The sequence below is a fragment of the Spartinivicinus poritis genome (genome assembly GCF_028858535.1).
GTDB lineage: Bacteria > Pseudomonadota > Gammaproteobacteria > Pseudomonadales > Zooshikellaceae > Spartinivicinus > Spartinivicinus poritis.
Genome location: NZ_JAPMOU010000019.1, coordinates 77,801 through 99,609 on the forward strand (window position 1 = coordinate 77,801; position 21,809 = coordinate 99,609).

Sequence of the window (21,809 nt, forward strand, 5' to 3'; positions counted from 1 at the left end):
TTTATTATCCTTTTAGCTTAATTGATATGGTATAGCTGTTGCACTATCTTGTCCGTTTAATGGATAGTCTTCACCTAGCAGAGAGTCTGTCTTCAGAAGAGGTTTGACATAATAAGATATTTCCCATTTATTTTCTGCAGAAAAATGAGTGTAAATGGTTCTCTCTTCATTCGCTTTGAGATAGTCAAGTGAATTAACCCCATTGTGAGTAAATATATAGCTAAGGCCTCCCCGTAAGTAACATCCACTAAAAACTCTACTTTCAACAAACTGATCTTTTTCATGACCTGAATATATTGGATATGTGCCATCAACGTTTGAAATAAAACAATTGAATCCAAAAGAAACTTTGCGAATAGTATGCCTATAAGTTTGTCTCAGTCTTTTTATTGTTAAGTAGTTAGCATCACCACTCCATGGGTATGCATTACCTTCTAGTTGACATAGTAAGCCTGCTACATGAGGTTTTCCACCGTCTTTGAAAGGGTCTAGTTTTTGGTCTCTTGTATAATTGCGTGATATGGTAACATTTCCATTTGGTTTTGTATTACCAGGGAAGCGCCACCAAACAGGATAAAATTTATCTGTATCTAGGTGCGTAAGATCTATTATTTCCTCATAACGGGGTTCGCCATTAATATCTTTAGCTTCGGCTGATGCTTTCCATCCGTTTAGTTTTTGAATAGTATCATTAAGTTTACTATCAATTCCTTTTATCTTTTCATCTACGATAGTTGTCAACCGATTTGATGCTTCAACCAGGCGACTAATGTCCTGTTCTAATGCCATAAGACTAAATCACTCCTTTTTCCAGTAAAATAAATTTTTGTTTGATATATCGATACATATTTGTTATTTCAGCCGTCGCCATTTTGGCGAGTTCTGGGGCGATTAGAATATTCAAGTCTACTCCTTGGTCTTTTATGGTCACCTTATTGGCAGGCAGCGCTGTTAATGCCAAGTCGAAGGCCAGTAGTAAATCAACCTCTGGTGATTTATAGGCCAGTGCTTTAGTTGGATGTGAATAGACGGCAAATAAAGTACCATCTTCTAAGTAAAAACCAACTTCTTTTACCCAGTAACTTTTGTCGCTGTCTTCAAGAATATTAAGGTGCAACTGGTGTTTACCGACCTTTCTGCCACTGGCTATGCCTATGGTATTTTTTACTTCTTTTAACCTGGTTTGATTAGGTTTTGGTGTATAACCTGCTGTACCTAAACTGACTTTGGTAATTTTTGCTGCTAAGCCATTATTATCTGCATTAAATACAGCTTGTAACCCCTGGTCAGTAATTACCGGAGTGAGTATTGTGCTCACACATTTTTCTCCTTTTTATATATAATGCCCTATGATTGTTAAAAACACCGCTTATGCCCCCTCTCCCTCTGGGAGAGGGCTGGGGTGAGGGTGTCGCAAAAGTTACTTCCCCCCTTTAATAAAGGGGGGCTAGGGGGGATTTAAATGGATCAGGGTTATAAACCATCTTTGCCTTATTTGTATGTAAAAATCCCCCTCAATCCCCCTTTTGCAAAGGGGGGAGCTCGATTGTGCTATAGTTCTAATGCCCCTGTTTTTGACAGCAGTTTTAGAATACCCTGTTACTTCATATTTACTCTCCAGAACCCTTTCGCGACACCCACTTTGGGAGGGGGCCGGGGTGAAGAACGATGGTAACAAAGCTTAAAAATCATTCGCGAAGAGTATAGTATCTTGCCACACTCATGGGGCGTCTCGTCAGGTGAAATATTGCACTTAAGTTATTTTTATAACTTGAATTTTCAACTTGTAATTGACAACTGTTGCGGCCAACTTGCTGCCAGCCACCACTTACACTGCCAACAAGAAAAGTATTTTGTAGCCTGGCACCAGTATAAAGCTGATATTGGCTTCGTTCTGGCTTGACTTTATCAATTGCCTGTTTAATTGCTAGGTATAGTTCAGGGTTTAAAAAAGTTTCGTGGCTGGTATAAGGGTTTTCGTTGGCCCATGCGATTAAAATAAAAGTATGAGGCTTGGGTTGATTATTATTTTCAAAAAGGGGGGCAATACTTATATCATCACGGTCTTGAAACCACTCGATAAAATCCAGCGAAACCCCTAATGGTTTAACTGCACGTTTTACTGCTCCTACTGTACCTTTATAACGATGTACTGAAATAGCTTGTTGAATTTTTTCCCGTTTGGTTCGCTCTGTCCAATTATGGTCCCAAGAATCAACTGATAAAGACCAGGCAAGCCAAGGTAATAGCTCGCTGGGGCAGGTTGCGGGGTTCCATAGGTTGCCTAATTCTGAAGGTACTTCAGTTGCTCTGGTGATAATCGCTTCTAACTTCTGTTCTAGCAGATCAGTATTGGGAGGCAGTAGGTGTTTATTTTCCATACTAGTAAGTCTTTCTCCAGTAAAAATGAGTTGATTTACTACAGAAGATTACGGGAATTAACGCTGAACAGTCAGGTGAAAAATTTCACCTGATATTAGTTGCTATAAAAGGCTAAAGTGAGCAACTTAAGAGGAGGGATCAGTTGTCTTGAGCTGCTTTTTCTTTGTTGGTCATAATACGCACGATCAGCCTGGCAAATACAGTAAATAAAATAAGCGGATAGCCTAAGCTAATATTGCCAGCAAATCGTAGAGCAGTTGGGTCTTGGAATAATTGATAGGCAAAAATACCAATGCCTGCCATACCGGAAAGAACGGTGAGAGTGCCAAGTAGTGTTTTCATCTTACAACCCAAAGTATCATAATAATGGATAGATATTATACTGTCTTGATGACGTAGGAGAAATGACTTGTTACAACTTGGCCCAAACCTGATTCAATTTCAAACAGTTAAAGAGCTTACTGAGCATTGTCCGGCAGCAAAGGAAATTCAACAAGAGCTAACCAATGTCAATCAGCAAACAGGGATAAAATGGGTGTTTGCGAATGGTTTTTGGGATCAGGCAAAAAACAAATGTAGTGTGATTTATCACCACTCTGATGAGCCAGCCAATGAAGAGTACCAGCTCACTGTGTTTGCGAAGCAAGCTGGGAATAGCTGGCAAGTTAGTCATCAACTAAAGCAGCCAAATTGAAAGCATGATTAATTTAGTTAAAACTTAAAAACTTTAAGTTTTAATTTGATTGGTGGTCTGTGAGTGAAGTTATTTCTGATTTTGTGCATAGACCACTAGGAGCCTGTCTGAGAATAGAAACCGTAGTAGGTTCTCTATTCTCAGACAGGCTCCTAGTGCTGTATCTAAAGTGCCCGTCCAGTAAAGATAACCTTCCCTACAATTGAGCAGGTGCCTTTCATTGGGATGATTTTGTCTGGCCAGTCTGGATTAAGCGGCTTTAAGAAGTGATGACCATCTTCAATAATCAGTTGCTTAAAAGTCGCCTCATTTGATTCATCCAGTCTGGCGACAATGAAAGAGCCGCTATGACAATGTGCCTCGGGGTCAACGAATAATAGATCCCCTTCATGAAACACAGGTTCCATGCTAATGCCTTGCACTCGGAGTACAAAGGTTTGATCGCTGCATTTTACTGGACACGGAATCAAATCTGCGTCGTTAGCATCAACTTCGTAGATGGGTTGCCAGCTGCCTGCTTGAACCCAGCTAATAAGAGGGCAAAGGCCTTTTTCTCGGTATGGTGTGCGTTGTTCAATAGTGCCTTCAAGCCAAAAAGGCGGGTTAATACCATATTGCAACCACTCTGGTGATACGTTTAATGCTTGTGCCAGTTTTTTGGTAGATCTCGGTTGTTGGGTAATTCCATCTTCAATTTTATAGATAGCTGTTTGGGAAATACTGACTAACTCGGCTAGTTCTTCTTGGGTCAGTCCCAAGTGCTCCCGTGCTTGTTTTAATCGTTTGCCAATCATAGCTTATAACTTTTTGTGGTAGCGAAATTCAAATTTAGGTAGCATTATACAACTTATAGTTGTATAATAAGTGCTGATGATGGTCATTGGCAATATTAATAAGCTTATTAATAGTGATCACTCGACTAATATAGAGATATTTACTTGGATATGCTTTGTGAGAAAGCTTGCTATGACTTATTTATAACCTATGAGGCATTATATTGAAAGGTTGAGTATATCTAAAAGTTGTTTAAACAAGGAGAAATTAACAGTCTATGACTTTAAAGGAAGTCACCCGTAATCAAAAGACTAGTGAAATATCTGGTCTACATAGCATTTTTCTGTGGTTTGATAAAATATTCGGGCTAGGGCATCTATGTAGTAGCTAATGCAGTGAAAAAGCTTTCGTGAAGGGTATACCAGTCTGTAACTCTCATATTGTATAGGTTTAAGCAGACATTGAGTTGCTAACCAACTACCTGACAGATATTTGCATTGTGTCAGACTTACACAACGTAAGTCGTTTTGTATAAGATCCTATCTGGTTGTGTAAAAATTATAAACCGGGGGTAGAGCTAGTATTTATTTATATAGTAACCTGGATACCTTTACATTAAAAATCTTAATTTTTCTATAACAGCAACAACAAGAGAAAAACATGGGATACACATTAACACCACAAGACCTAAATGGTACTCTTGAAGAACTGGCCCAGGTTATAGGCGTATCTGCAGCTATTATGTTGGCGCAACGCATGGGTGGTGCAAGAGTTTATATTCCGGAAACATCAAGGCAAGATCACCCGATAGCTATAGCTATTGGTTTTGATAATGCCAAAAAGCTAAGTGAAAAGTTTCCCGGAGAATATCTGGAAATACCAAGTAAATCAGCATTTCGCAAAGTAAGAAATAAACTGATTTGCAGGTTATATATCGATGGGAAAACAGCTAATGCAATTGCCCCTTTGTTTGGTTTAACAAGAAGGCAAGTGTTTAATATCGTTAATGAGCTTAAAAATCATACAGTACATTAAACTGAATCTTCACTAAGATCAAGAATGATTTCTATGTAAACTATTGGCTTATGCATAAAATAAGGTAGCTATACCTTCTTCCCTTTCCCCTGGCAGTATTAAAGATGCCTGTATTTATATTTGAGCCAGCATCTTTGATTTCAGATAAAACATTCATATTGAAACTCCCTCCAAAAGCTTATTTCTGGAGGGGAGACTTTTTTAAAAAAGAGTGAAATTTTTCACCTGATCAAAGTCAAAAACTCCTGCTAAGCTATATCAAAGTAAGTAAAGAGTATTAGCTAAAATGCAATTGAATAATACTTCGTAATACAACTCATAAAATCATGCATTAAAATAGGAGCATACAATGAATTCGGTGGGACAAACCAATACACTAGAAGCCACTCAGATAAAGCACTGGCATTTAGATAGAACTGTAAGTATAACTCATATAATTAGCACTATTGCAGTAGTCGTTTCACTATTTGCCTGGGGTGGGTCAATTGACAAGCGTATTGATCAAAATGCACAAACGATAAAACATTTAACAGAGTTGCAACAGAGACAAGAAAACAGAATTAATGAAGTAAAAAGTGAAATAAGATCTGATCTAAAAATCATCAATGGCAAATTAGATAGAATGATGGAAACTAGAATAAAAAAATAAAATGCTTAGATTATGTATTGGTTTGCTAAGAATCTAAATGAATAAATTCACCTGATTTTTGTAGTAGGTATCTCATGAAAGATAGTCTCTGCTATTAGAGTAACAAACTAATAGATTTAAAAAGGTATTCATGAAAAATATACGGTAAATAATATGAAACTCTCTATCATCACTAATAAAATGATTGAGTACATCGAACAAAACATCACTGAAGTTGATAATGTTGGTAGCCAATCGGGTTTAGTATATGAAAGAAAACCAATTATCTTAACAGATATATTTCCAGCAATTCGAATAGTACCAAAACTGCTTAAACCAAAGCAACAAGATCTTTTTGATACTCAAGAATATGAAGCAACCTATGCGCTGTATTATTTTAATCAAGTTAAGGATGATTGGGCTGATGATATGATTGCCTTGAATCATCTAGATAAACTACTTCGTTTGATTAAATCAAGCAAATGGGGATTGGGTATTCTAACGCCTGCATCAAATGTAACGGCTGATGCGTTAAATATACATGAAGCGGATGGGAAACTAATAAGTGGCTGGAAAATTGAGTGGCAGCACCTAATTCAGTTACCTCATGATAGCCCAACGACAATTACACCAATAAACCCAGAAAACCTGTATATCAGCACTGATCGTGATGACTTTGGTATTGCTGAAAAATATAATGAGGTAAAGCATTAATGATACAAAATTTGCTTTATCGAGTATCTCAACTAGAAAGAAAACTGGCAAATACAGTCATTATCGGAACTATATATGATGTGGACTATGATGAGGCTTTAGTTAGAGTAGAGTCGGGCGATTTTATTTCAGGGTGGCTACCCTGGTTGACCACCCGAGCTCATAATGATACTGAATACTGGGCACCAGAAATGGGAGAGCAAGTAGTGATGTTTTCCCCTGATGGAGAGCCTGAGCAAGGTGTGGTATTACCTGCCTTATATCAACAGCAGTATGATAAGTTGGCTAACAATCCAGATGTTCACATAAAAAAATATAAAGATCAGACCACTTTTTCGTATAACCGAAAAGATAAAAAATTAACAATTGCGTTAGCAGCAGGTGGAAATACTGAATTAATAAGTGATGGAGGAATAAGTATTAAAGGCGATGTCTCTATTCAAGGTAATCTTAAAGCATCAGGCGATATTGCTGATAAGACAAGAACTATGGCAGGTGACCGAGAAATATATAATGAGCACACTCACAAAGTACCTGGCTGTAGTGAATCAAAACCAACAGGAAAAATACAATAATGATAGGAATGAACCGAAAAACTGGTAAAGAAAAAGGAGGCTTAGAGCATTTAAAGCAGTCTATTGTAGATATTCTAACCACTCCTTTGGGTAGCCGGGTAATGAGAAGGAGCTATGGCAGTAGACTCCATGAATTAATTGATTCTCCTTTAAATCAACAAACTATTGCGGCTTTTTATGCAGCTGTCGCTGATGCATTGGTTTTATGGGAGCCAAGATTTCGTTTGCAACAGGTTAGTTTAAAAAGTCTGACTAATAATAAAGCTCTGTTTGAACTCAAAGGTATATATTTGCCTGAGCAACAAGTTGTTACACTTGAAGGAATAGAAATATGACAACAGAAATTAATTTATCTCAACTGCCATCACCAGATATTGTAGAGCAGCTTGATTATGAAGTTATTTTGAAGGAAATGGTTGATGACTTGCACAAAGATTACAGTGCAATTGTAGAGTCTGATCCAGCTTATAAAATACTGGAAATAGCTGCTTACCGTGAACTGTTGATTAGACTACGAATTAATGATGCAGCTCGTTCAGTAATGGTGGCTTATGCTAGAGGAGCAGATTTAGATAACCTAGCTGCTTTGATTGGCGTAGAAAGAAAAGTCATCCAAGAAGCTGATTCAAAAACTGAACCACCCAAGAAGCTTATACTGGAAAGTGATGAAATACTGCGTCAGCGAATAATTCTAGGTCCAGAGGGTTTTAGTACTGCCGGGCCTAAAGGGGCTTACCGTTTTCATGCATTGGCTGCATCAGATAAAGTGAAAGATATTCATGTAACGGGTAAAGAAGATGAGCCAGGTACTGTTTATGTGACTGTGCAAAGTTATGAAGGTGATGGTACGCCAGATGAAGCGACTTTAGAAAAAGTGACTAAAGTATTAAATGATGAAGATATCCGGCCGTTAACCGATAAAGTAGTTGTTCAAGCAGTAGAGCCTATTCATTATAAAATTGAAGCTGACATTACCTTTTATTCTGGGCCAGATAGACAAGTAGTTTTACAAGAATCAGAAAAAAGAATAAAAGCGTTTGTTAAGGAGCATCATTATTTAGGGCATGATATTACTGAATCAGGGATTTTAGCTGCTTTACATGTTCCTGGAGTACAGAAAGTAAATTTAAAGACACCTGTTAATGGTATAAAAGTAGAGCCTAACCGAGTCGCTTATTGCAATCCTGGTGATCCAGAAAACCCAGAAGTTCCTTCAGATATTACAATAAATGTCGTAGGAGTAGACCTATAATTTTTAAACAAATAAGTAGCTAACTAATGAATGAATCACTACTACCAGTTAATAGCTCTGATTTAGAAAAAAATATTGAGCTATTAATTAAACGAGCTGCAGAAGTTAATGTAGATTTCAGCAAATTATGGAACCTAGAAAAATGCCCTACAGAATATTTGCCTTGGCTAGCCTGGGCATTATCTGTTGATGAGTGGGATAATGGCTGGGATGAACAAACCAAACGTAATGTAATCAGGGAGTCGATTAAAGTTCATCGGCAAAAAGGTACAATTGGTGCTTTAAAAAAAGCATTAGCTGCAACAGATGTCGATATTCAAATTGAAGAGTGGTTTAAATACGAAGATGAAGCAGAACGAGTGCCTGGTACATTTAGGGCAAATGTATATAGTCGGTCTAGAGGCATCAATGAGTCTGAATATAACAATATAAAGCAAATAATTGAAAAAACAAAAAATGCTCGTAGTCAGTATGACTTGCGATTATATCTTGCTAATGAGTCAACAACTCCTTATGTAGGCGTAGCAGCACAGAGTGGTAATACCACAACAGTTTATCCATTTATTATTAAAAATATAGAAAGCAATTTATGCTATTCAATAGCAAGCGGTTATCAGTCGGTTAATACTATTACTATATACCCAAAAGGTTATGTTGCAGTGGTTTAATTCTGGGGGCACGAAAGACGCTTTAGCGCTCTCTATCTGAGAATGTGTCACGCAAGGAACCCAAACCAAGTCCCTTCTCCCCAATGGGGGAGGGAGCTAAATACAACTTCCCCCTTTAATAAAGGGGGATTGAGGGGGATTTTTACATACAAATAAGACTCAGATGATTCAATGGTTCGGGTATCGATAAATCCCCCCCTAGACTCCCTTTTTCAAAGGGGGGAAAGTGAATATCGAGATAACGATTTAGAGAAAAAAATCGGATTGATTTTGAGTTTTTTAAAACATCTCCTTTAAAAATAATTCAAATAAGGAATCCAAATAATTGGAAAACAAATTCTACAGTATATTTACAGATATAGGTAAAGCTCAGCTGGCAAATGCCACCGCATTAGGGCAGACATTAAATATTTCAAAAATAAAAATAGGTGATGGAGGCGACGACAATGGTGCTGAGAGTAACCCAAAAGAAACGGACACAGATATTGTACGTGGTCGATGGGAAGGGCCAATCAATGACCTGAAAAAGCACCCAAAGAACGATAAATGGCTAGTCACTGAAACAATAATTCCTGATACGGTGGGAAATTTCTACATTACTGAGTTTGGTTTGTATGATGACCAAGATAATTTGATAGTCATTGGGAAATACCCAAAAACCTATAAACCTACGCTTGAGGAAGGTAGTGCTAGTAGTTCCTATATTAAAGTCATTATAGAATTGGCGAATAGTGATACAATACAACTGAAGGTTGATCCAACAATAATGTTGGCATCTAAAGAATATGTGGATCAGGAGTTAGCTCTGCATAAGCAACAGTCAAATCCTCACCCACAGTATGCATTGCAGCTAGAGCATTTATCTAAACTACCATTTTATCCTGAAGTACTTAATTCAGATAATAAACTACAGGTTAAAAAAGTAAGTAATAAAATCGTTGTTTTGCCTAACCAAGTAATCTGTTGGCGAGGTTGGAAAGATTTTAGTACATCAGATTATACAGCTCAGCAGCGTACATTTGTTGTCGATGACACGAAAACCTACCATTTACGATGGGCTCCAGAACAGGGATTTAAGCTCTTTGATGTTAAAGACTTAACATATAATCCAACTGAGTTGCCTGAGGAAAACATTAAGTTTGATACGACATATGATGATATGTTGGTAGCACTTATTAAAAATGGAAAAATAAAACTACTAATAAATGCAATTGAACTTTCTAAAGAAACAATATTAAATTGGATGATAACACAAGTACCTGATGATCTTAATCCAAGTGGTGTACTCAAGAATGCTTCATATATTAATATTAAGTTAGAAAACCTTAACTGGAGTAGAAGGCCTTTTTGTAGTTATCAGGGCACTACTGATGCTTTAGAGTTTACCTCAGAAAATACAACTGTGCTACTACCACATTTAATAAGTAGATACGCAATATATGGAATACATGGATGTATAAAAGAAGTTAATAGAGAGTCAGATGGTGGCTTCATTCTTTTTTTTGTTGCAAGCATGATAAAGCCAAAATTTTAAATAAGAGGTATAAGTTTGTCTAATAAATACTACAGTATCCTAACAAAAACTGGCCAAGCCCAATTTACCAACACAGCTGCTTTAGGTAGCAAACTAAAGCTACAAACGATAAAAATAGGTGATGGTGGTGATGATAATGGTAAAGAAACATCACCTAAAGAATCTGATACACAATTAATAAGAGAGCGTTGGAGTGGTCATATTAATGACCTTTATGTAAACCCAGAAAATCAAAACTGGTTAGTGATTGAAGCAACTATACCAGATGACGATGGTGGTTTTTATATCACAGAATTTGGTGTTTACGATGATCAAAATAATCTGATTGCTATTGGTAAGTATCCTAAAACCTATAAACCTAATATCACTGAAGGAAGTGGTAGTAGTCTATTCATTAGAGTCATGCTACAGGTATCCAATGCCAACCAGGTAGATATGAAGGTTGATCCAGCAATTATGCTGGCTTCAAAAAGGTATGTAGGAGATAAATTTAAAGAGCACCAAAATTCTACAAATCCACATGAACAATATGAATTAAAAATTAATTTACAGGACGCTGCATATAAATCAATTTTAGAAATTACAGATAATATATTACCTGTAGGGACACCTATACCTTGGCCTTCAAACATTTTGCCAGATGGATGGGGGTTTATGGAGGGCCAGAAATTCGATTTAGATGCTTTTCCACGATTAGCAAAAATATATCCAAGTGGTGTGATACCTGACTTACGTGGACTTGTCATTAAGGGTAGAAAAAATGAGCGTGAGCTTCTTAGCTTTGAGAGCGATCAGGTAAAAAGCCATACTCATACAGGTAGTGTTCATGCAACAGATCTTGGTACTAAAAATACAAATACTACTGGTGCGCATACTCACAGTACAACGGCCTATCATGCTGAAAGCAATGATAGGCCTGGATTAGCAGGAGCGGGAGGTAATATTACTGCCTATCCAAATACCGCAAGTGCTGGAAATCATTCTCATTCTTTGCATATTGGAGCGCATAAGCATAGCCTTACAATTAATGAATTTGGAGAGTCAGAAAATACAGTTAAAAATATTGCTTTTAACTATATTGTTCGCATGGCTTAAAAATATTGAAAAGTGAAATATTTCACCTGACCAAATCAAAAAACAACAAGTAAAATAACAAACACAACAATAAACAAAGGAAACAAAATGTCTGAAAATTTTTTACATGGTATTGAAATTGTAGAGGATAACAGTGGGCCTCGTCCCATTAGAACGGTAAGAAGTTCTGTTATTGGTGTTGTTGGTACAGCACCTGGAGCGAAGGAAGAAGATTTTCCTTATCATAAACCAGTATTGATTGCTGGCAAGCTAACCGAAGCGGCTGGTTTAGGGGAAACTGGTACATTACCTGATGCGATTAAAGGTATTTTTGATCAGGCTGGTGCGACAGTAGTAGTCGTTCGGGTGCCTGAACAAGCGGAAGCGGATGCGCAAAAAGCTGAGTTTTTAAAAGATATGTCTGATGATGGGGTACATTATCAAGGTATTATGACCCTGGTCAGCTCAGAATCTGTGCTAGGTGTGACTCCTAGAGTTTTGATTGCGCCTAAATTTAGCCAGCAATTTGATGTAGCAGATAAATTAAAAGTGGTTGCTGAACGGTTGCGGGCAATTGCCATTGTTGATGGACCAAATACCAACGATGCTGAAGCTAAACAATATGCTGAAAAGGTATCTTCTGAACGGGTATATATGGTTGACCCTTTTGTTAAGGTATTTAACGCGAATGCCAAGGCTTATGAAGAACAACCTATGAGTCCTCGTGCAGCGGGTGTCATTGCACGTACTGATAATGATTCAGGTTTTTGGTGGTCCCCATCTAACCAGCAGATTAATGGTATTAATAATTTAGCACGAGCCGTTGATTTTACTTTAGGTGACACTAATTGCCGAGCCAATCTGCTAAATGAAAAGCATGTCACTACTGTTATTCGTAAAGATGGTTTCCGTTTATGGGGTAACCATACAACAGGTAGAGAAGAGAAATGGCGATTCTTGTCTGTTCGTCGTACTGCAGACATGATTTATGAAAGCCTATTACGAGCACATATGTGGGCTGTGGACCAAAATATCACTACTTTATATCTTGAGCATGTCTCAGAAGGAGTAAATAATTATTTGCGTGATTTACAGGCTAAAGGAGCGATTATTGGTGGCAGATGCTACCCAGATCCTGAACTTAATTCTCCAACACGTATTCAGCAAGGTAAGGTTTATTTTAACGTGGAGTTTACCCCACCTTACCCAGCAGAACATATTACATTTACATCTCGCTTAACCAATGAATATCTGGAGGAGTTAGTTTAATGGCCTTGAGTGATAAGTTTAGCATGCCAAAAGTGCTGCAAAATATGAACCTGTTTATTTCCGGTAAAGGATATGCAGGGCGAGTATCAGAAATTACGCTACCAAAGCTTACTATAAAAACGGAAGAGTATAGCGCTGGTGGTATGGACCTTCCCTTGAGTATTGATATGGGGATGGAAAAACTGGAATGTAGCTTTACTGTTCATGAATGCAATAAAAATATCTTTGACTGGTTTGAGTTAAATCACGATAAAAAAGAAAACCTTATTATTCGTGGTGCTATGGATCAAGGTGGTCAAGTTCATACGGTAGAAATTGTTTTATCGGGTGGCTTTAAAGAGCTTGATATAGGGGGCTGGAAGCCAGGTGATAAAGCAGCAACCAAAATCCAAGCTGCGCTACGTTATTACAAATTAACTATTGGAAGCGAAGTACTGGCTGAAGTTGATGTTGTCAACATGAAGCGTATTATCAATGGCAAAGATAAGTTGAAAGATATTCGAAAAGCCATTGGTTTAAGTTAACAATTAAATTATTTGTTATACCTCACACGACAGGTATATCTTTACCCCTTCTTTGGTGATGATGTCGCAAGAGCTGGTTTTAACTCCCTCTCCCTCTGGGAGAGGATTGGGGTGAGGGTATATTTATTTAAGATAGCTTCTACGCAGAACAGCCAGCACTTTTATTTCAATTAAAGTTGCTGTCGCTAGTTTTGCAGTAGCAAACTAGCCCCTCATCCTAACCTTCTCACCCATGGGGGAGAAGGAACTTGGTTCTGAGTCCTCTCCCTGAGGGAGGGGTTAGAAATTTAAAAACTATCACAAATTTTTAAGGTAAAAAAATGAAAACAAAAATCGAACTAGCATATCCAATCACAACAGAAGGCGTTGAGGTTGATACTATTTACCTGCGCCGTCCACGTGCTAAAGATTTAAAACGAATGGAAGACTCTAAAGGTGGTGATATTACTAAGTCTATTGAATTAATTGCTGACTTGGCTGAACTAGCACCATCAGCGATAGAGGATCTAGATGCTGCGGACTTTCAAAAAGTAAATGAAGTGGTTGCTGATTTTTTAGGTCAACGGTAATTCCTGCTGATATCCATGGTGTATTAGCTGATCTGGCGGTGGTGTTTCATTGGCCACCCTCAGAATTATGGGAGCTGGAATTATCTGACTTGATGATATGGCACAAAAAAGCAAAGGAACGAACAGCACAGGAATATAACAATGACTGATGCAGTAACATCCACATTAAATCAACTCTTTGAAAACAATATTGCAGCAGTCAATAAACAAGCACAAGCTGCTTCGAATAGTTTATCGAAGGGGTTAAATAATAGTTTTCAATCGATCAATAGAACATTAGAAACTAAGTTACCAAAAGTAAGTCAAACAATTGCTGAAACACTTAATCTGCAAGATAAGCTAGTACAAAATTCACTAGAAGACATTTGGCAGGCATCTGGCGGAGTAAATAATTTATTAACTAATACCACTTCCGCTTTAAGCAGTGTAAAAGATGCATTAATTGACTCCGTGACTAATGACATTGGTCCAGCGCTACTTGATAATGCGCAAGAAGGCATAGCAACGAGTATTGCTGATAAACTAAGTATTAATACAGAAGTTGTAAATAGTTTTGTTGGTGATGTTAGACAAGCGATTGGTAACCCATTTGATCTGACAGAAAATTTTTCTGCGGTAGGTGAAAATCTGCAAAATGCTTTATCTGGAGATTCTGCTATTAGTTTATTGCAGTCTTTAGGTGATGCGCATTTACCTAAAGTTGGGCAGTCAATAGCCAATGCGTTAAGTTTGGATGAAAGCCTAGTAACCGGATCACTGGAAAGCATCTGGCAGGCATCTGGAGGGGTAGATAATTTAGTTAATAACTTTGAAGGCGCTTTCAGTGCAATCAAAGCAACGGCATATAATGAGCTGAAAGATGTTATTACGCCAGCACTATTAGATAATGCACAAGAAAATTTATCTAATGCTATTGCTAATAAATTTAATGTTAATGCTGGTTTGGTCAATAGCTTTGTAGGTGATATTCGACAGGCTATTGGTAACCCTTTTGAACTGAGTGACAACTTAGCTAATGTTAGAGGTGCCATTGTAGAGCTGGGTCAGCAACACTTAGCAAGTTATGGTAAATCTTTAGCTAATAATACAGCTGCGTTAGTGAGCCGTAGAGCAAATCTGGTAAAGAATACCTTTGCTACTCAAGGCTTTTCAGCTGGAGTAAAATCATTAACCAGGCAATTTAGGTTGCTTAGTCGATTAGGCGTTTTAAAATTTAAAAGAACACTATCAACATTGGTTGGAGGAATTCGCCTAGCAACTGCACAATTCTGGTTATTTAATGCTTCTATTTTGGCAAACCCACTGGTAGCAATAATTGCAGGTATTGTTGCAGCTGTAGCTGTTGTTGGCGCGATTATCTATAAATACTGGGAACCTATTAAAGCTTTTATGTCAAGTATGTTTGATGGCTTGATTAGTGCACTTGGGCCTGTTAGACAAGCTTTAGCACCTGTTTTCTCAGCTCTAGAACCTATTTTTTCAGGTATTGGCTCTGCTATTAATTGGATTGTTGATGCTTTTAGTAATTTATTTACGCCAGTTCAGTCCACTGCAGCAGAATTAGCTGCATTTGGTTCTATAGGTGAAAGTGTGGGTAATGTACTGGGTGCAGTATTTGCCTTTTTATTAACACCAATTGCATTAGTTGCTGAAGGTATTGGTTGGTTGGGTGATAAGGTTTCTGCATTTGCTGATTTTGCTGGTGATTTACTTGGTGGGATAGTAAGCTTTTTTGGTGGTGGAGATGAAGACGAAGGAGAGGAGAAGAGAAAATCAGCTAAAAAAATAGCTAAAAAAGAACAACAGGCTAAACAGCGAATTAAAACGGTAGCTTCTCAAGTGACTACCGTTAGTACCTCTGCAGCAGGTAATGTAGTAGACTTAAATAACTATCGAGTTGCGCAATCGAGTAATCGTACTCAGCGTGCATCGTTATCAAGTAATCAAAGTATTAGAAGCATTCATCCTCAACGACAGAATGTAGTGCCAATTAGATCTCAGGTCACTAAAAGTAATGTCGCAGTCAATGCACCGATTACGATTAATGCTACGGCTAACCAAAATCCACAAGTAATAGCAGCAATGGTGAAAGTAGAGCTTGATAAACGAGAACAGCAAGCACAATTAAAACAGCGAGGGGCGCTCTATGACATCGGCTAATATAGAACAAAGCCTGGTAATGATGACTTTGTCACGCCCAGGTACCAAGGCAGGGTATTTTCATTTTTCGATATCGACAGCCGCTTATGATGATTTAACGATTACAGATAGTTATCGCTGGGCTACACAGGATAGGATTAGCTATTTACCTGCTACTCAATATTTGGGACCAGGACTAACAACAATTTCACTCAAAGGTATCATTTATACTCAACTTAATAAAAACAGTTATTTTTTACTGGATAAGTTACGAAACCTAGCGGGTAAAGGAGAGCCTTTTTTGCTGAGTTCTGGCACTGGAAAAATACAAGGTCTTTATTTAATTGAGTCTATAACTGACCAGCAAAACTTCTTTTTTTCTGATGGTTTGCCAAGAAAAATAAATTTTACTATTAATTTGAAACAATTTGGAGGAGTAGTGTGTCGACAACCGATAACAGTGAAGTCTCAACAACAAACGACGTTGAATTACCAGAGCGACAGCAAGAGAAAGAACAGCAGTTACAAGTCTGGCGAGAGCAGCAGGAAAAATACGCCGAGCAAGCAAGGCAACAAGGAAAAGCTGTTTACCGGACGAGTGGGGGAGAAACCGCCGATTGGATTGCATGGCAGCTCTTCCAAGAAACCCGCTATATCACGGAATCTATTTACGAAGAAAACCCGGGGTTAGCAAACTTAGGAGTATATTTACCAGAAAATATACCCGTTATACTACCGACAGTTGAGCTGCAAGAAAATAATGCTGATCAGGTGGTGCTATGGCAATAAAGCCTGTTTATACATTATTGGCAGATAATGAAAATATTACCAAAGTGATTTACAATCGGCTACTTGATATTACTATTACAGACAATGCCGGTTGGGAATCTGATTCTCTGGAAGTGACTCTTGATGATACCGGGCATGCGATCGCATTGCCTGATACTGGAGCAAAACTAGAAATTTATCTAGGTTATAAAGAAAAAGAGCTGGAGTTGATGGGGGCTTATACTGTTGATGAGATTGAGCTGGCCAGTCCACCTAATACATTGAAAATAACAGGTAAAGCAGCCAATATGGGTTCCAGTTTGAAATCACCAAAAACCATAACCTGGAGTGAAAAGGGAGGTGCACAATCAAAGGCGAATCAAGTAAACTTAGAGACTATTTTTAGTAAAATAGCTAAGGATAATGGCCTGAAAATAAAAATAGATAAAAAATATAAAAATAAAAAATTCGCTATCCTAAACCAACGGAATGAAAGCGATATTAACTTTTTAACCAGACTAGCCACCAGTGTGGGTGGTGTTCTGAAGATTACTGATGATACTCTGTCACTTAAGCCAAGAATACCTGAGACTGGCGTCATTGAGTTAATACCTCAGGATGTAACTCAGTGGCGGGTTAATATTACTAAACGGACTTCTTATAATTCAGTTACAGCTAACTATTACGATAAAAAACGAGGTAAAAAGTTTAAAGTAACCGTTGATAAATCTAAAAAAGGTAAACAAACAAAACCTGCTAGGCAGATTAGAACTGATGCTATTTCAGAAGTTGCTGCAACCGCTTTAGCAATAGCAGAATTGGAAAATGCTGCTCTAGGTGAAAAGCAGTTAACCATAACACTGCCAGGAAATACAACTATTAAAGCAGAGCGACAGCTTAAATTAATTGGCTTTAGAGCGGGTGCTAATGGTTTGTGGATAATTGATACGGTTAAGCATCAGTTAAACAATTCAGGTTATATAACTGAGATTACAGCGTCATCAATAAACTAGTGTTTTTACATCCTCTCCTAGAGAGAGGGTGTCACTAGTCTTGCAGTAGCAGACTAGCCCCCTCATCCTAGCCTTCTCCCCGCCGGGGAGAAGGGACTTGATTTGGAGTACTTTTTTCTCATTTTTTAAGATTTCGGCCCCACTGTAATAACCAGCATATTCTCCGGATCGACATATTTAGCAAAGGCTTGTTTAATATCCTGAACCGTTACTTTTTGAATACCGGCAACAAAATCATCTAAATAAGTAAGAGGTAGTTGGTAAAAACCAATTGATCCTAATTGACCTACTATACTGCTATTACTTGCATAGCTAAGTGGAAAGCTACCAAGGATATTTTGCTTAGCATCACTTAGCTCTTTTTCAGTAGGTCCTTTTTTAATGAATTCATGAAGTGTTTGTTTTACAATAGCTAATGCTTGTTTTGCTTGTTCCGCTTTGGTTTGCAGGCTAATTAGGAAAGGACCGGCTGCTCGCATTAAGATAAAGCCACTACCTACACTATATGCTAGCCCTTGTTTTTCACGTACATTTTCAAATAGCCGAGAACCAAAGCCACTGCCACCTAGAATATGATTCCCTACAAATATAGCAGGATAGTCTGGATTGCCTTTTTTAAGCCCTAAAGCTCCCATATAAACATGGGTTTGGCTGGAGGGAAATTCTACTTGATTTGATAGTTGTTTAGTTTTAATGGGTTTGATAAGTGGCTCGGCATGTCCGCCTGCGTTCATTGGCTGAGTAATTTGATTAGCGATTTGTTTCGCTTGTTGTTGGCTGATATCTCCTACCATAGCGATAATTAAATTTTTAGCTACATAATATTCTTTATAAAAAGTAATTAGGTGATTTTTCTTAATACTGGGGATCGACTTATCAGTTCCCTCTTTAGGTGTGCTATAAGGGTGTTCACCATAAAGGTTTGCGTAAAATGCTTGTTCTGCTAGTTTACCTGGTTGTTGTTTTATATATTGCAAACTGCTGAGAACCTGGTTTTTTACCCGGTTAACTGCATCGTCAGGGAAGTTCATATCTGTAACAACTTCGGTAAATAACTTTACAGAAGGTTTAAGGTATTTCTCGTCAGTTAAGGTACGTAGAGAGGCCGTAGCCATATCACGATAAGAGCCATTACTGAATTTTGCACCCAAAGACTCAAACTGCTCAGCAATTTGGTTGCTGTTAAGGTTTTTAGTTCCTTCTCCTAACATACCGTTGGTTAAGTAAGCTAAACCAGGTATATAAGCATCTCTTGCTGAGCCTGCATCAAACACCAGTCGTATATCTAACATGGGAATTTCTGGTGCAGCCACAAAATAAACCTGAGCACCTTTATCTGTTTGCCACTGTTGGATTGAAATTTTTCTTTTGGGTAGATCTTTACTAACCAGTACTTCCAGAGACTCGAAACGTGGGTCAACCATTTTTTTTACTGGTTCACTGGGCTTGGTTGATTCTGATGCTGTTTGTGGGGATTCTTTAACTAAAGGTTTTTGCACTTCAGTTAATTTAGGCGCAGGTGGAATTTTTTTACTGTCGGGCTTTGATTTAGTGACTTGCTCTGGGGCCTTAACTACCGGTTTTGTAGTTTCAGATTTTGGTTTTTGCTCTGGTTCTGGTTTGGATGGTTGGGTTACTGAAATGGGAGCTGGTGATGGTTGAACTGGTTTCTCAGGAGTTATTGATGGTTCTGATTCAGGAAGGTCTTTGCTAACTGGTTTATCTACAGTGACAGGCTCTGCTGTTAACTGTTGTTTTCCTGGTTTTTGTTCTTCAACTGTTGGTTGTGGTGTTTGAGTGACGGTTGTTTGATTAATAGCCTCTGTAGTGACGGTTTCTTCAGGTTCTGTTTTTTTTGGGGTATCTTTTGGCTGGGCAGTAGTGACTGTTATTTCAGGCTCAGGAGAAGCAGGCTGCTTAGGAGGAAGTACTTTTGGGGGCTGCTCAGTAATGGATGTTTGTGTAATGGTTTCTGCTTTTTCAGGTTTTGACGGTGTAGATTGCTGTTGATCAGTCTGGATAATAGGCTGGGTTTCTTTATCCGTGTCAGGTGTTGTAGTTTGTTTTTGTTGTGTATCAGGCTCAGTTAAGTTAACTGCAGGTGTTTCAGCGGACTGTTTAGGAGGAAGTACTTTTGGGGGCTGCTCAGTAATGGATGTTTGTGTAATGGTTTCTGCTTTTTCAGGTTTTGGCGGTGTAGATTGCTGTTGATCAGTCTGGATAATAGGCTGGGTTTCTTTACCCGTGTCAGGTGTTGCAGTTTGTTTTTGTTGTGCATCAGACTCAGTTAAGTTAACTGCAGGTGTTTCAGCGGGCTGTTTAGGTGGAATTATTTTCGGGGGTTGCTCGGTAATGGGGGCTTTTGTAATGGTTTCTACTTTTTCAGGTTTTGGCGGTGTAGATGGTTGTTGATCAGTCTGAATAAGAGGTTGAGCTTCTTTATCAGTATCAGGTTTTACAGTTTGTTGTATTGGCTGTTCTTGAGACTGACTAGTGGAGGTGGAGGTGGAATTGGCTTTGCTGGCTGTTTGGCTTTCTTCTTCTGGATCTTTTTCTTTTGTAGCTGTTTTTTTTACATGAGATGCCGGTACGCCAATTAATGTTGCGCTGGCTTCTTCGTAACCTGTTTTATGTAAAGCTAGGATAATTATGGGTAAAATAAAGATAATGCCCCATAAAAATTTCCGCTTATGCTTTTGACTTTTTAATAAATACATCATTTTAGGTGCAGTCCTTTAGGTTTCAATTCCGCTACAGTGAGGCGATCTTTTACCAGGTATTTTTTAGCCACTTGCTGGATTTGTTTGGGTGTAATAGCTTTGAGTTTATCAAGGTCTTGGTCAATTAATTGCCAGTCCAGGCCAATGACTGTCAATCCCCCAATAAGGTTTGCCTGAGCTCTTATAGAATCTTGCTGATAGACTAGCTCGGAAATAACCTGAGCAACAATTCTGTCAAGTTCTGCTGTTGTAGGTGGCACCTGTTGTATTGATGTTATTTCTTCCCATAAGGCTGTTTCTAAATCTGAAATACCTTTTTGCTTTTGCCGGTTAGGTGACCCACTAAACATAAATAACGAATCAGAGCGGCTAAAAGCGTTATAGGAAACATTAGCAAAAGCAGCAATTTCTTTGCCCCTGACGATATTTTTTTGGATGCGGGCACTATAACCACCATCTAAAACCGCTGCGAGTAATCGGAGTGCATAAGGCTCCCAGTCTTGTTTAGTGGTTTTAATGACAGGCACATTAAAGCCCATCATTAATACTGGAAGTTGAGCAGGCAAGCTGACAGTCAGTCGGCGTTCACCTGGTGTATTATGTTCATAAACGGGTTTAATAACAGGCAACTGTTTAGGTTTAATCGGGCCAAAATATTTCCTGGCCAGATCTAGTACAGCTATTGGCTTTACATCGCCAACTACCACAACAATTGCATTATTGGGGGCATACCACTGTTGATACCAGTATCGTATGTCTTCGCTGGTCATAGCATCTAAATCTCGCTGCCAGCCAACAATAGGGTTTTTATAAGGACTGGTTTGGTGGGCTGTAGCGAGAAACCGCTCATAAGTCAATGAAGTGGGTTTATCCGTCGTTCGTAATCGACGTTCCTCCATCACCACCTTAATTTCTTTGCTGAACTCCTTATCATCAATCGTCAGGTTTTGCATCCGCTCTGCTTCAAGCTCGAAGCTAACGGGTAGTCGTTCTGCACTTAACATTTGGTGGTAGCTGGTGGCATCTTTACTGGTAAAAGCATTATCTTGAGCACCAATTCTGGCCATGATTCTTGAAAACTCACCTGTCTTGAGTTTTTTGGTGTCTTTGAACATCATGTGTTCTAACACATGAGATACCCCGGTCAGCCCTAATGGCTCATAGCTGCCACCCACTTTGTACCACACCATTGAAACAACGACAGGAGCGCGGTGGTCTTCTCGCACGATCAGTTTTAACCCATTCTCCAGCTGAAATTCATGGGTAATGGTTGGCTTGGCATAGGAGAAAGCGGCTAACAAACTTAGCCATATTGCTGTCATCAATGTATTAAGCGGGTGCCAGTTCATCAAACGATTCCTTAAGTCAGCGATTTTTCGTACCCCCAAACTATGAGAAGTGTTACGATATCCAGTATAGATTTATCAAACCGATACAGCTGCTAAGTGCTCAAATATGACCGTATTTGTTGTTTTCA

The 21,809-nt window shown here is 38.5% G+C and carries 24 protein-coding genes and 1 pseudogene; 18 read left to right on the forward strand and 7 right to left on the reverse strand.

Going from position 1 to position 21,809, the window contains the following annotated elements; all coding sequences use genetic code 11:
- Positions 1 to 12: 12 nt before the first annotated feature.
- From ORQ98_RS15375 to ORQ98_RS15390, 4 genes are all read right to left on the reverse strand, one after another.
- The gene (locus ORQ98_RS15375; protein ID WP_274689692.1) at positions 13 to 789 is read right to left on the reverse strand and encodes a hypothetical protein; all 777 of its coding nucleotides are present in this window, start codon (positions 787 to 789) and stop codon (positions 13 to 15) included.
- Positions 790 to 793: 4 nt separating this feature from the next.
- A complete protein-coding gene (locus ORQ98_RS15380) occupies positions 794 to 1,318 on the reverse strand; it encodes a phage tail-collar fiber domain-containing protein (protein WP_274689693.1) in 525 nt (174 codons plus the stop codon).
- Between the two features lie 370 nt (positions 1,319 to 1,688).
- Positions 1,689 to 2,381 carry a phage tail protein I gene (locus ORQ98_RS15385; protein ID WP_274689694.1) on the reverse strand — a complete coding sequence of 231 codons (693 nt, stop codon included), beginning with the start codon at positions 2,379 to 2,381 and terminating at the stop codon, positions 1,689 to 1,691.
- Positions 2,382 to 2,520: 139 nt separating this feature from the next.
- On the reverse strand, positions 2,521 to 2,724 hold the full coding sequence (locus tag ORQ98_RS15390) for a hypothetical protein (protein ID WP_274689695.1): 204 nt from the start codon (positions 2,722 to 2,724) through the stop codon (positions 2,521 to 2,523).
- 67 nt (positions 2,725 to 2,791) lie between these two features.
- Here ORQ98_RS15390 and ORQ98_RS15395 point away from each other — a divergent pair, with 67 nt between their 5' ends.
- Complete coding sequence (locus ORQ98_RS15395) at positions 2,792 to 3,076, forward strand: hypothetical protein (protein ID WP_274689696.1); 285 nt, start codon at positions 2,792 to 2,794, stop codon at positions 3,074 to 3,076.
- 164 nt (positions 3,077 to 3,240) lie between these two features.
- Here the strand turns inward: ORQ98_RS15395 and ORQ98_RS15400 are convergent, their stop codons facing one another.
- Positions 3,241 to 3,870, reverse strand: a complete 630-nt coding sequence (locus ORQ98_RS15400) for a LexA family protein (protein WP_274689697.1) — start codon at positions 3,868 to 3,870, stop codon at positions 3,241 to 3,243.
- A 640-nt stretch (positions 3,871 to 4,510) separates the two neighbouring features.
- Between ORQ98_RS15400 and ORQ98_RS15405 the strand changes: the two genes are divergently transcribed.
- The 17 genes and pseudogenes from ORQ98_RS15405 to ORQ98_RS15480 all read left to right on the forward strand — a co-directional run bounded on the left by ORQ98_RS15405 (position 4,511) and on the right by ORQ98_RS15480 (position 17,612).
- A complete protein-coding gene (locus ORQ98_RS15405) occupies positions 4,511 to 4,885 on the forward strand; it encodes a hypothetical protein (protein WP_274689698.1) in 375 nt (124 codons plus the stop codon).
- A gap of 349 nt (positions 4,886 to 5,234) precedes the next feature.
- On the forward strand, positions 5,235 to 5,534 hold the full coding sequence (locus ORQ98_RS15410; RefSeq protein ID WP_274689699.1) for a lipocalin/fatty acid-binding family protein: 300 nt from the start codon (positions 5,235 to 5,237) through the stop codon (positions 5,532 to 5,534).
- 153 nt (positions 5,535 to 5,687) lie between these two features.
- Entirely contained in the window at positions 5,688 to 6,227 is a 540-nt protein-coding gene (locus ORQ98_RS15415; RefSeq protein WP_274689700.1) for a hypothetical protein, read from the forward strand.
- On the forward strand, positions 6,227 to 6,802 hold the full coding sequence (locus ORQ98_RS15420; protein WP_274689701.1) for a phage baseplate assembly protein V: 576 nt from the start codon (positions 6,227 to 6,229) through the stop codon (positions 6,800 to 6,802). The genes ORQ98_RS15415 and ORQ98_RS15420 overlap by 1 nt, the downstream gene beginning before the upstream one ends.
- The gene (locus ORQ98_RS15425; protein WP_342455206.1) at positions 6,802 to 7,137 is read left to right on the forward strand and encodes a GPW/gp25 family protein; all 336 of its coding nucleotides are present in this window, start codon (positions 6,802 to 6,804) and stop codon (positions 7,135 to 7,137) included. Before ORQ98_RS15420 ends, ORQ98_RS15425 begins: the two co-directional genes overlap by 1 nt.
- Entirely contained in the window at positions 7,134 to 8,054 is a 921-nt protein-coding gene (locus ORQ98_RS15430; RefSeq protein ID WP_274689702.1) for a baseplate assembly protein, read from the forward strand. Before ORQ98_RS15425 ends, ORQ98_RS15430 begins: the two co-directional genes overlap by 4 nt.
- Positions 8,055 to 8,080: 26 nt before the next feature.
- Positions 8,081 to 8,722: a phage tail protein I gene (locus ORQ98_RS15435; protein WP_274689703.1), complete on the forward strand. Its 642-nt coding sequence runs from the start codon at positions 8,081 to 8,083 to the stop codon at positions 8,720 to 8,722.
- Between the two features lie 325 nt (positions 8,723 to 9,047).
- Complete coding sequence (locus ORQ98_RS15440; RefSeq protein ID WP_274689704.1) at positions 9,048 to 10,256, forward strand: phage tail protein; 1,209 nt, start codon at positions 9,048 to 9,050, stop codon at positions 10,254 to 10,256.
- Positions 10,257 to 10,271: 15 nt separating this feature from the next.
- Positions 10,272 to 11,351, forward strand: coding sequence for a phage tail-collar fiber domain-containing protein (locus tag ORQ98_RS15445; protein WP_274689705.1), 1,080 nt, complete (start codon positions 10,272 to 10,274; stop codon positions 11,349 to 11,351).
- Between the two features lie 87 nt (positions 11,352 to 11,438).
- Positions 11,439 to 12,599, forward strand: a complete 1,161-nt coding sequence (locus ORQ98_RS15450) for a phage tail sheath subtilisin-like domain-containing protein (RefSeq protein ID WP_274689706.1) — start codon at positions 11,439 to 11,441, stop codon at positions 12,597 to 12,599.
- Entirely contained in the window at positions 12,599 to 13,123 is a 525-nt protein-coding gene (locus ORQ98_RS15455; protein ID WP_274689707.1) for a phage major tail tube protein, read from the forward strand. Before ORQ98_RS15450 ends, ORQ98_RS15455 begins: the two co-directional genes overlap by 1 nt.
- 320 nt (positions 13,124 to 13,443) lie before the next feature.
- A complete protein-coding gene (locus ORQ98_RS15460; RefSeq protein ID WP_274689708.1) occupies positions 13,444 to 13,692 on the forward strand; it encodes a phage tail assembly protein in 249 nt (82 codons plus the stop codon).
- 32 nt (positions 13,693 to 13,724) lie between these two features.
- Positions 13,725 to 13,841 (forward strand): GpE family phage tail protein, encoded by a 117-nt coding sequence (locus ORQ98_RS15465; protein WP_274689723.1) that lies wholly within the window; start codon positions 13,725 to 13,727, stop codon positions 13,839 to 13,841.
- The gene (locus tag ORQ98_RS15470) at positions 13,834 to 15,852 is read left to right on the forward strand and encodes a phage tail tape measure protein (RefSeq protein WP_274689709.1); all 2,019 of its coding nucleotides are present in this window, start codon (positions 13,834 to 13,836) and stop codon (positions 15,850 to 15,852) included. Before ORQ98_RS15465 ends, ORQ98_RS15470 begins: the two co-directional genes overlap by 8 nt.
- A 22-nt stretch (positions 15,853 to 15,874) precedes the next feature.
- Positions 15,875 to 16,252 (forward strand): annotated as a pseudogene (locus ORQ98_RS29615) (phage tail protein); the annotation flags it as partial.
- A gap of 20 nt (positions 16,253 to 16,272) precedes the next feature.
- A complete protein-coding gene (locus tag ORQ98_RS15475) occupies positions 16,273 to 16,620 on the forward strand; it encodes a tail protein X (RefSeq protein ID WP_274689710.1) in 348 nt (115 codons plus the stop codon).
- Positions 16,611 to 17,612, forward strand: coding sequence for a phage late control D family protein (locus ORQ98_RS15480; RefSeq protein ID WP_274689711.1), 1,002 nt, complete (start codon positions 16,611 to 16,613; stop codon positions 17,610 to 17,612). Before ORQ98_RS15475 ends, ORQ98_RS15480 begins: the two co-directional genes overlap by 10 nt.
- Before the next feature lie 125 nt (positions 17,613 to 17,737).
- Here the strand turns inward: ORQ98_RS15480 and ORQ98_RS15485 are convergent, their stop codons facing one another.
- Positions 17,738 to 20,332, reverse strand: coding sequence for a M16 family metallopeptidase (locus tag ORQ98_RS15485; RefSeq protein WP_274689712.1), 2,595 nt, complete (start codon positions 20,330 to 20,332; stop codon positions 17,738 to 17,740).
- Positions 20,329 to 21,681: a M16 family metallopeptidase gene (locus tag ORQ98_RS15490; protein WP_274689713.1), complete on the reverse strand. Its 1,353-nt coding sequence runs from the start codon at positions 21,679 to 21,681 to the stop codon at positions 20,329 to 20,331. The genes ORQ98_RS15485 and ORQ98_RS15490 overlap by 4 nt, the downstream gene beginning before the upstream one ends.
- Positions 21,682 to 21,809 lie beyond the last annotated feature (128 nt).

What these genes read in the sequence shown, in the direction of transcription:
- ORQ98_RS15375 (WP_274689692.1), bottom strand. Translation starts at nt 789, where the DNA reads ATGGCATTAGAACAGGACATTAGTCGCCTGGTTGAAGCATCAAATCGG.
- ORQ98_RS15385 (WP_274689694.1), bottom strand. Translation starts at nt 2,381, where the DNA reads ATGGAAAATAAACACCTACTGCCTCCCAATACTGATCTGCTAGAACAG.
- ORQ98_RS15390 (WP_274689695.1), bottom strand. Translation starts at nt 2,724, where the DNA reads ATGAAAACACTACTTGGCACTCTCACCGTTCTTTCCGGTATGGCAGGC.
- ORQ98_RS15400 (WP_274689697.1), bottom strand. Translation starts at nt 3,870, where the DNA reads ATGATTGGCAAACGATTAAAACAAGCACGGGAGCACTTGGGACTGACC.
- ORQ98_RS15405 (WP_274689698.1), top strand. Translation starts at nt 4,511, where the DNA reads ATGGGATACACATTAACACCACAAGACCTAAATGGTACTCTTGAAGAA.
- ORQ98_RS15410 (WP_274689699.1), top strand. Translation starts at nt 5,235, where the DNA reads ATGAATTCGGTGGGACAAACCAATACACTAGAAGCCACTCAGATAAAG.
- ORQ98_RS15415 (WP_274689700.1), top strand. Translation starts at nt 5,688, where the DNA reads ATGAAACTCTCTATCATCACTAATAAAATGATTGAGTACATCGAACAA.
- ORQ98_RS15420 (WP_274689701.1), top strand. Translation starts at nt 6,227, where the DNA reads ATGATACAAAATTTGCTTTATCGAGTATCTCAACTAGAAAGAAAACTG.
- ORQ98_RS15425 (WP_342455206.1), top strand. Translation starts at nt 6,802, where the DNA reads ATGATAGGAATGAACCGAAAAACTGGTAAAGAAAAAGGAGGCTTAGAG.
- ORQ98_RS15430 (WP_274689702.1), top strand. Translation starts at nt 7,134, where the DNA reads ATGACAACAGAAATTAATTTATCTCAACTGCCATCACCAGATATTGTA.
- ORQ98_RS15435 (WP_274689703.1), top strand. Translation starts at nt 8,081, where the DNA reads ATGAATGAATCACTACTACCAGTTAATAGCTCTGATTTAGAAAAAAAT.
- ORQ98_RS15450 (WP_274689706.1), top strand. Translation starts at nt 11,439, where the DNA reads ATGTCTGAAAATTTTTTACATGGTATTGAAATTGTAGAGGATAACAGT.
- ORQ98_RS15455 (WP_274689707.1), top strand. Translation starts at nt 12,599, where the DNA reads ATGGCCTTGAGTGATAAGTTTAGCATGCCAAAAGTGCTGCAAAATATG.
- ORQ98_RS15460 (WP_274689708.1), top strand. Translation starts at nt 13,444, where the DNA reads ATGAAAACAAAAATCGAACTAGCATATCCAATCACAACAGAAGGCGTT.
- ORQ98_RS15470 (WP_274689709.1), top strand. Translation starts at nt 13,834, where the DNA reads ATGACTGATGCAGTAACATCCACATTAAATCAACTCTTTGAAAACAAT.
- ORQ98_RS15480 (WP_274689711.1), top strand. Translation starts at nt 16,611, where the DNA reads ATGGCAATAAAGCCTGTTTATACATTATTGGCAGATAATGAAAATATT.
- ORQ98_RS15485 (WP_274689712.1), bottom strand. Translation starts at nt 20,332, where the DNA reads ATGATGTATTTATTAAAAAGTCAAAAGCATAAGCGGAAATTTTTATGG.
- ORQ98_RS15490 (WP_274689713.1), bottom strand. Translation starts at nt 21,681, where the DNA reads ATGAACTGGCACCCGCTTAATACATTGATGACAGCAATATGGCTAAGT.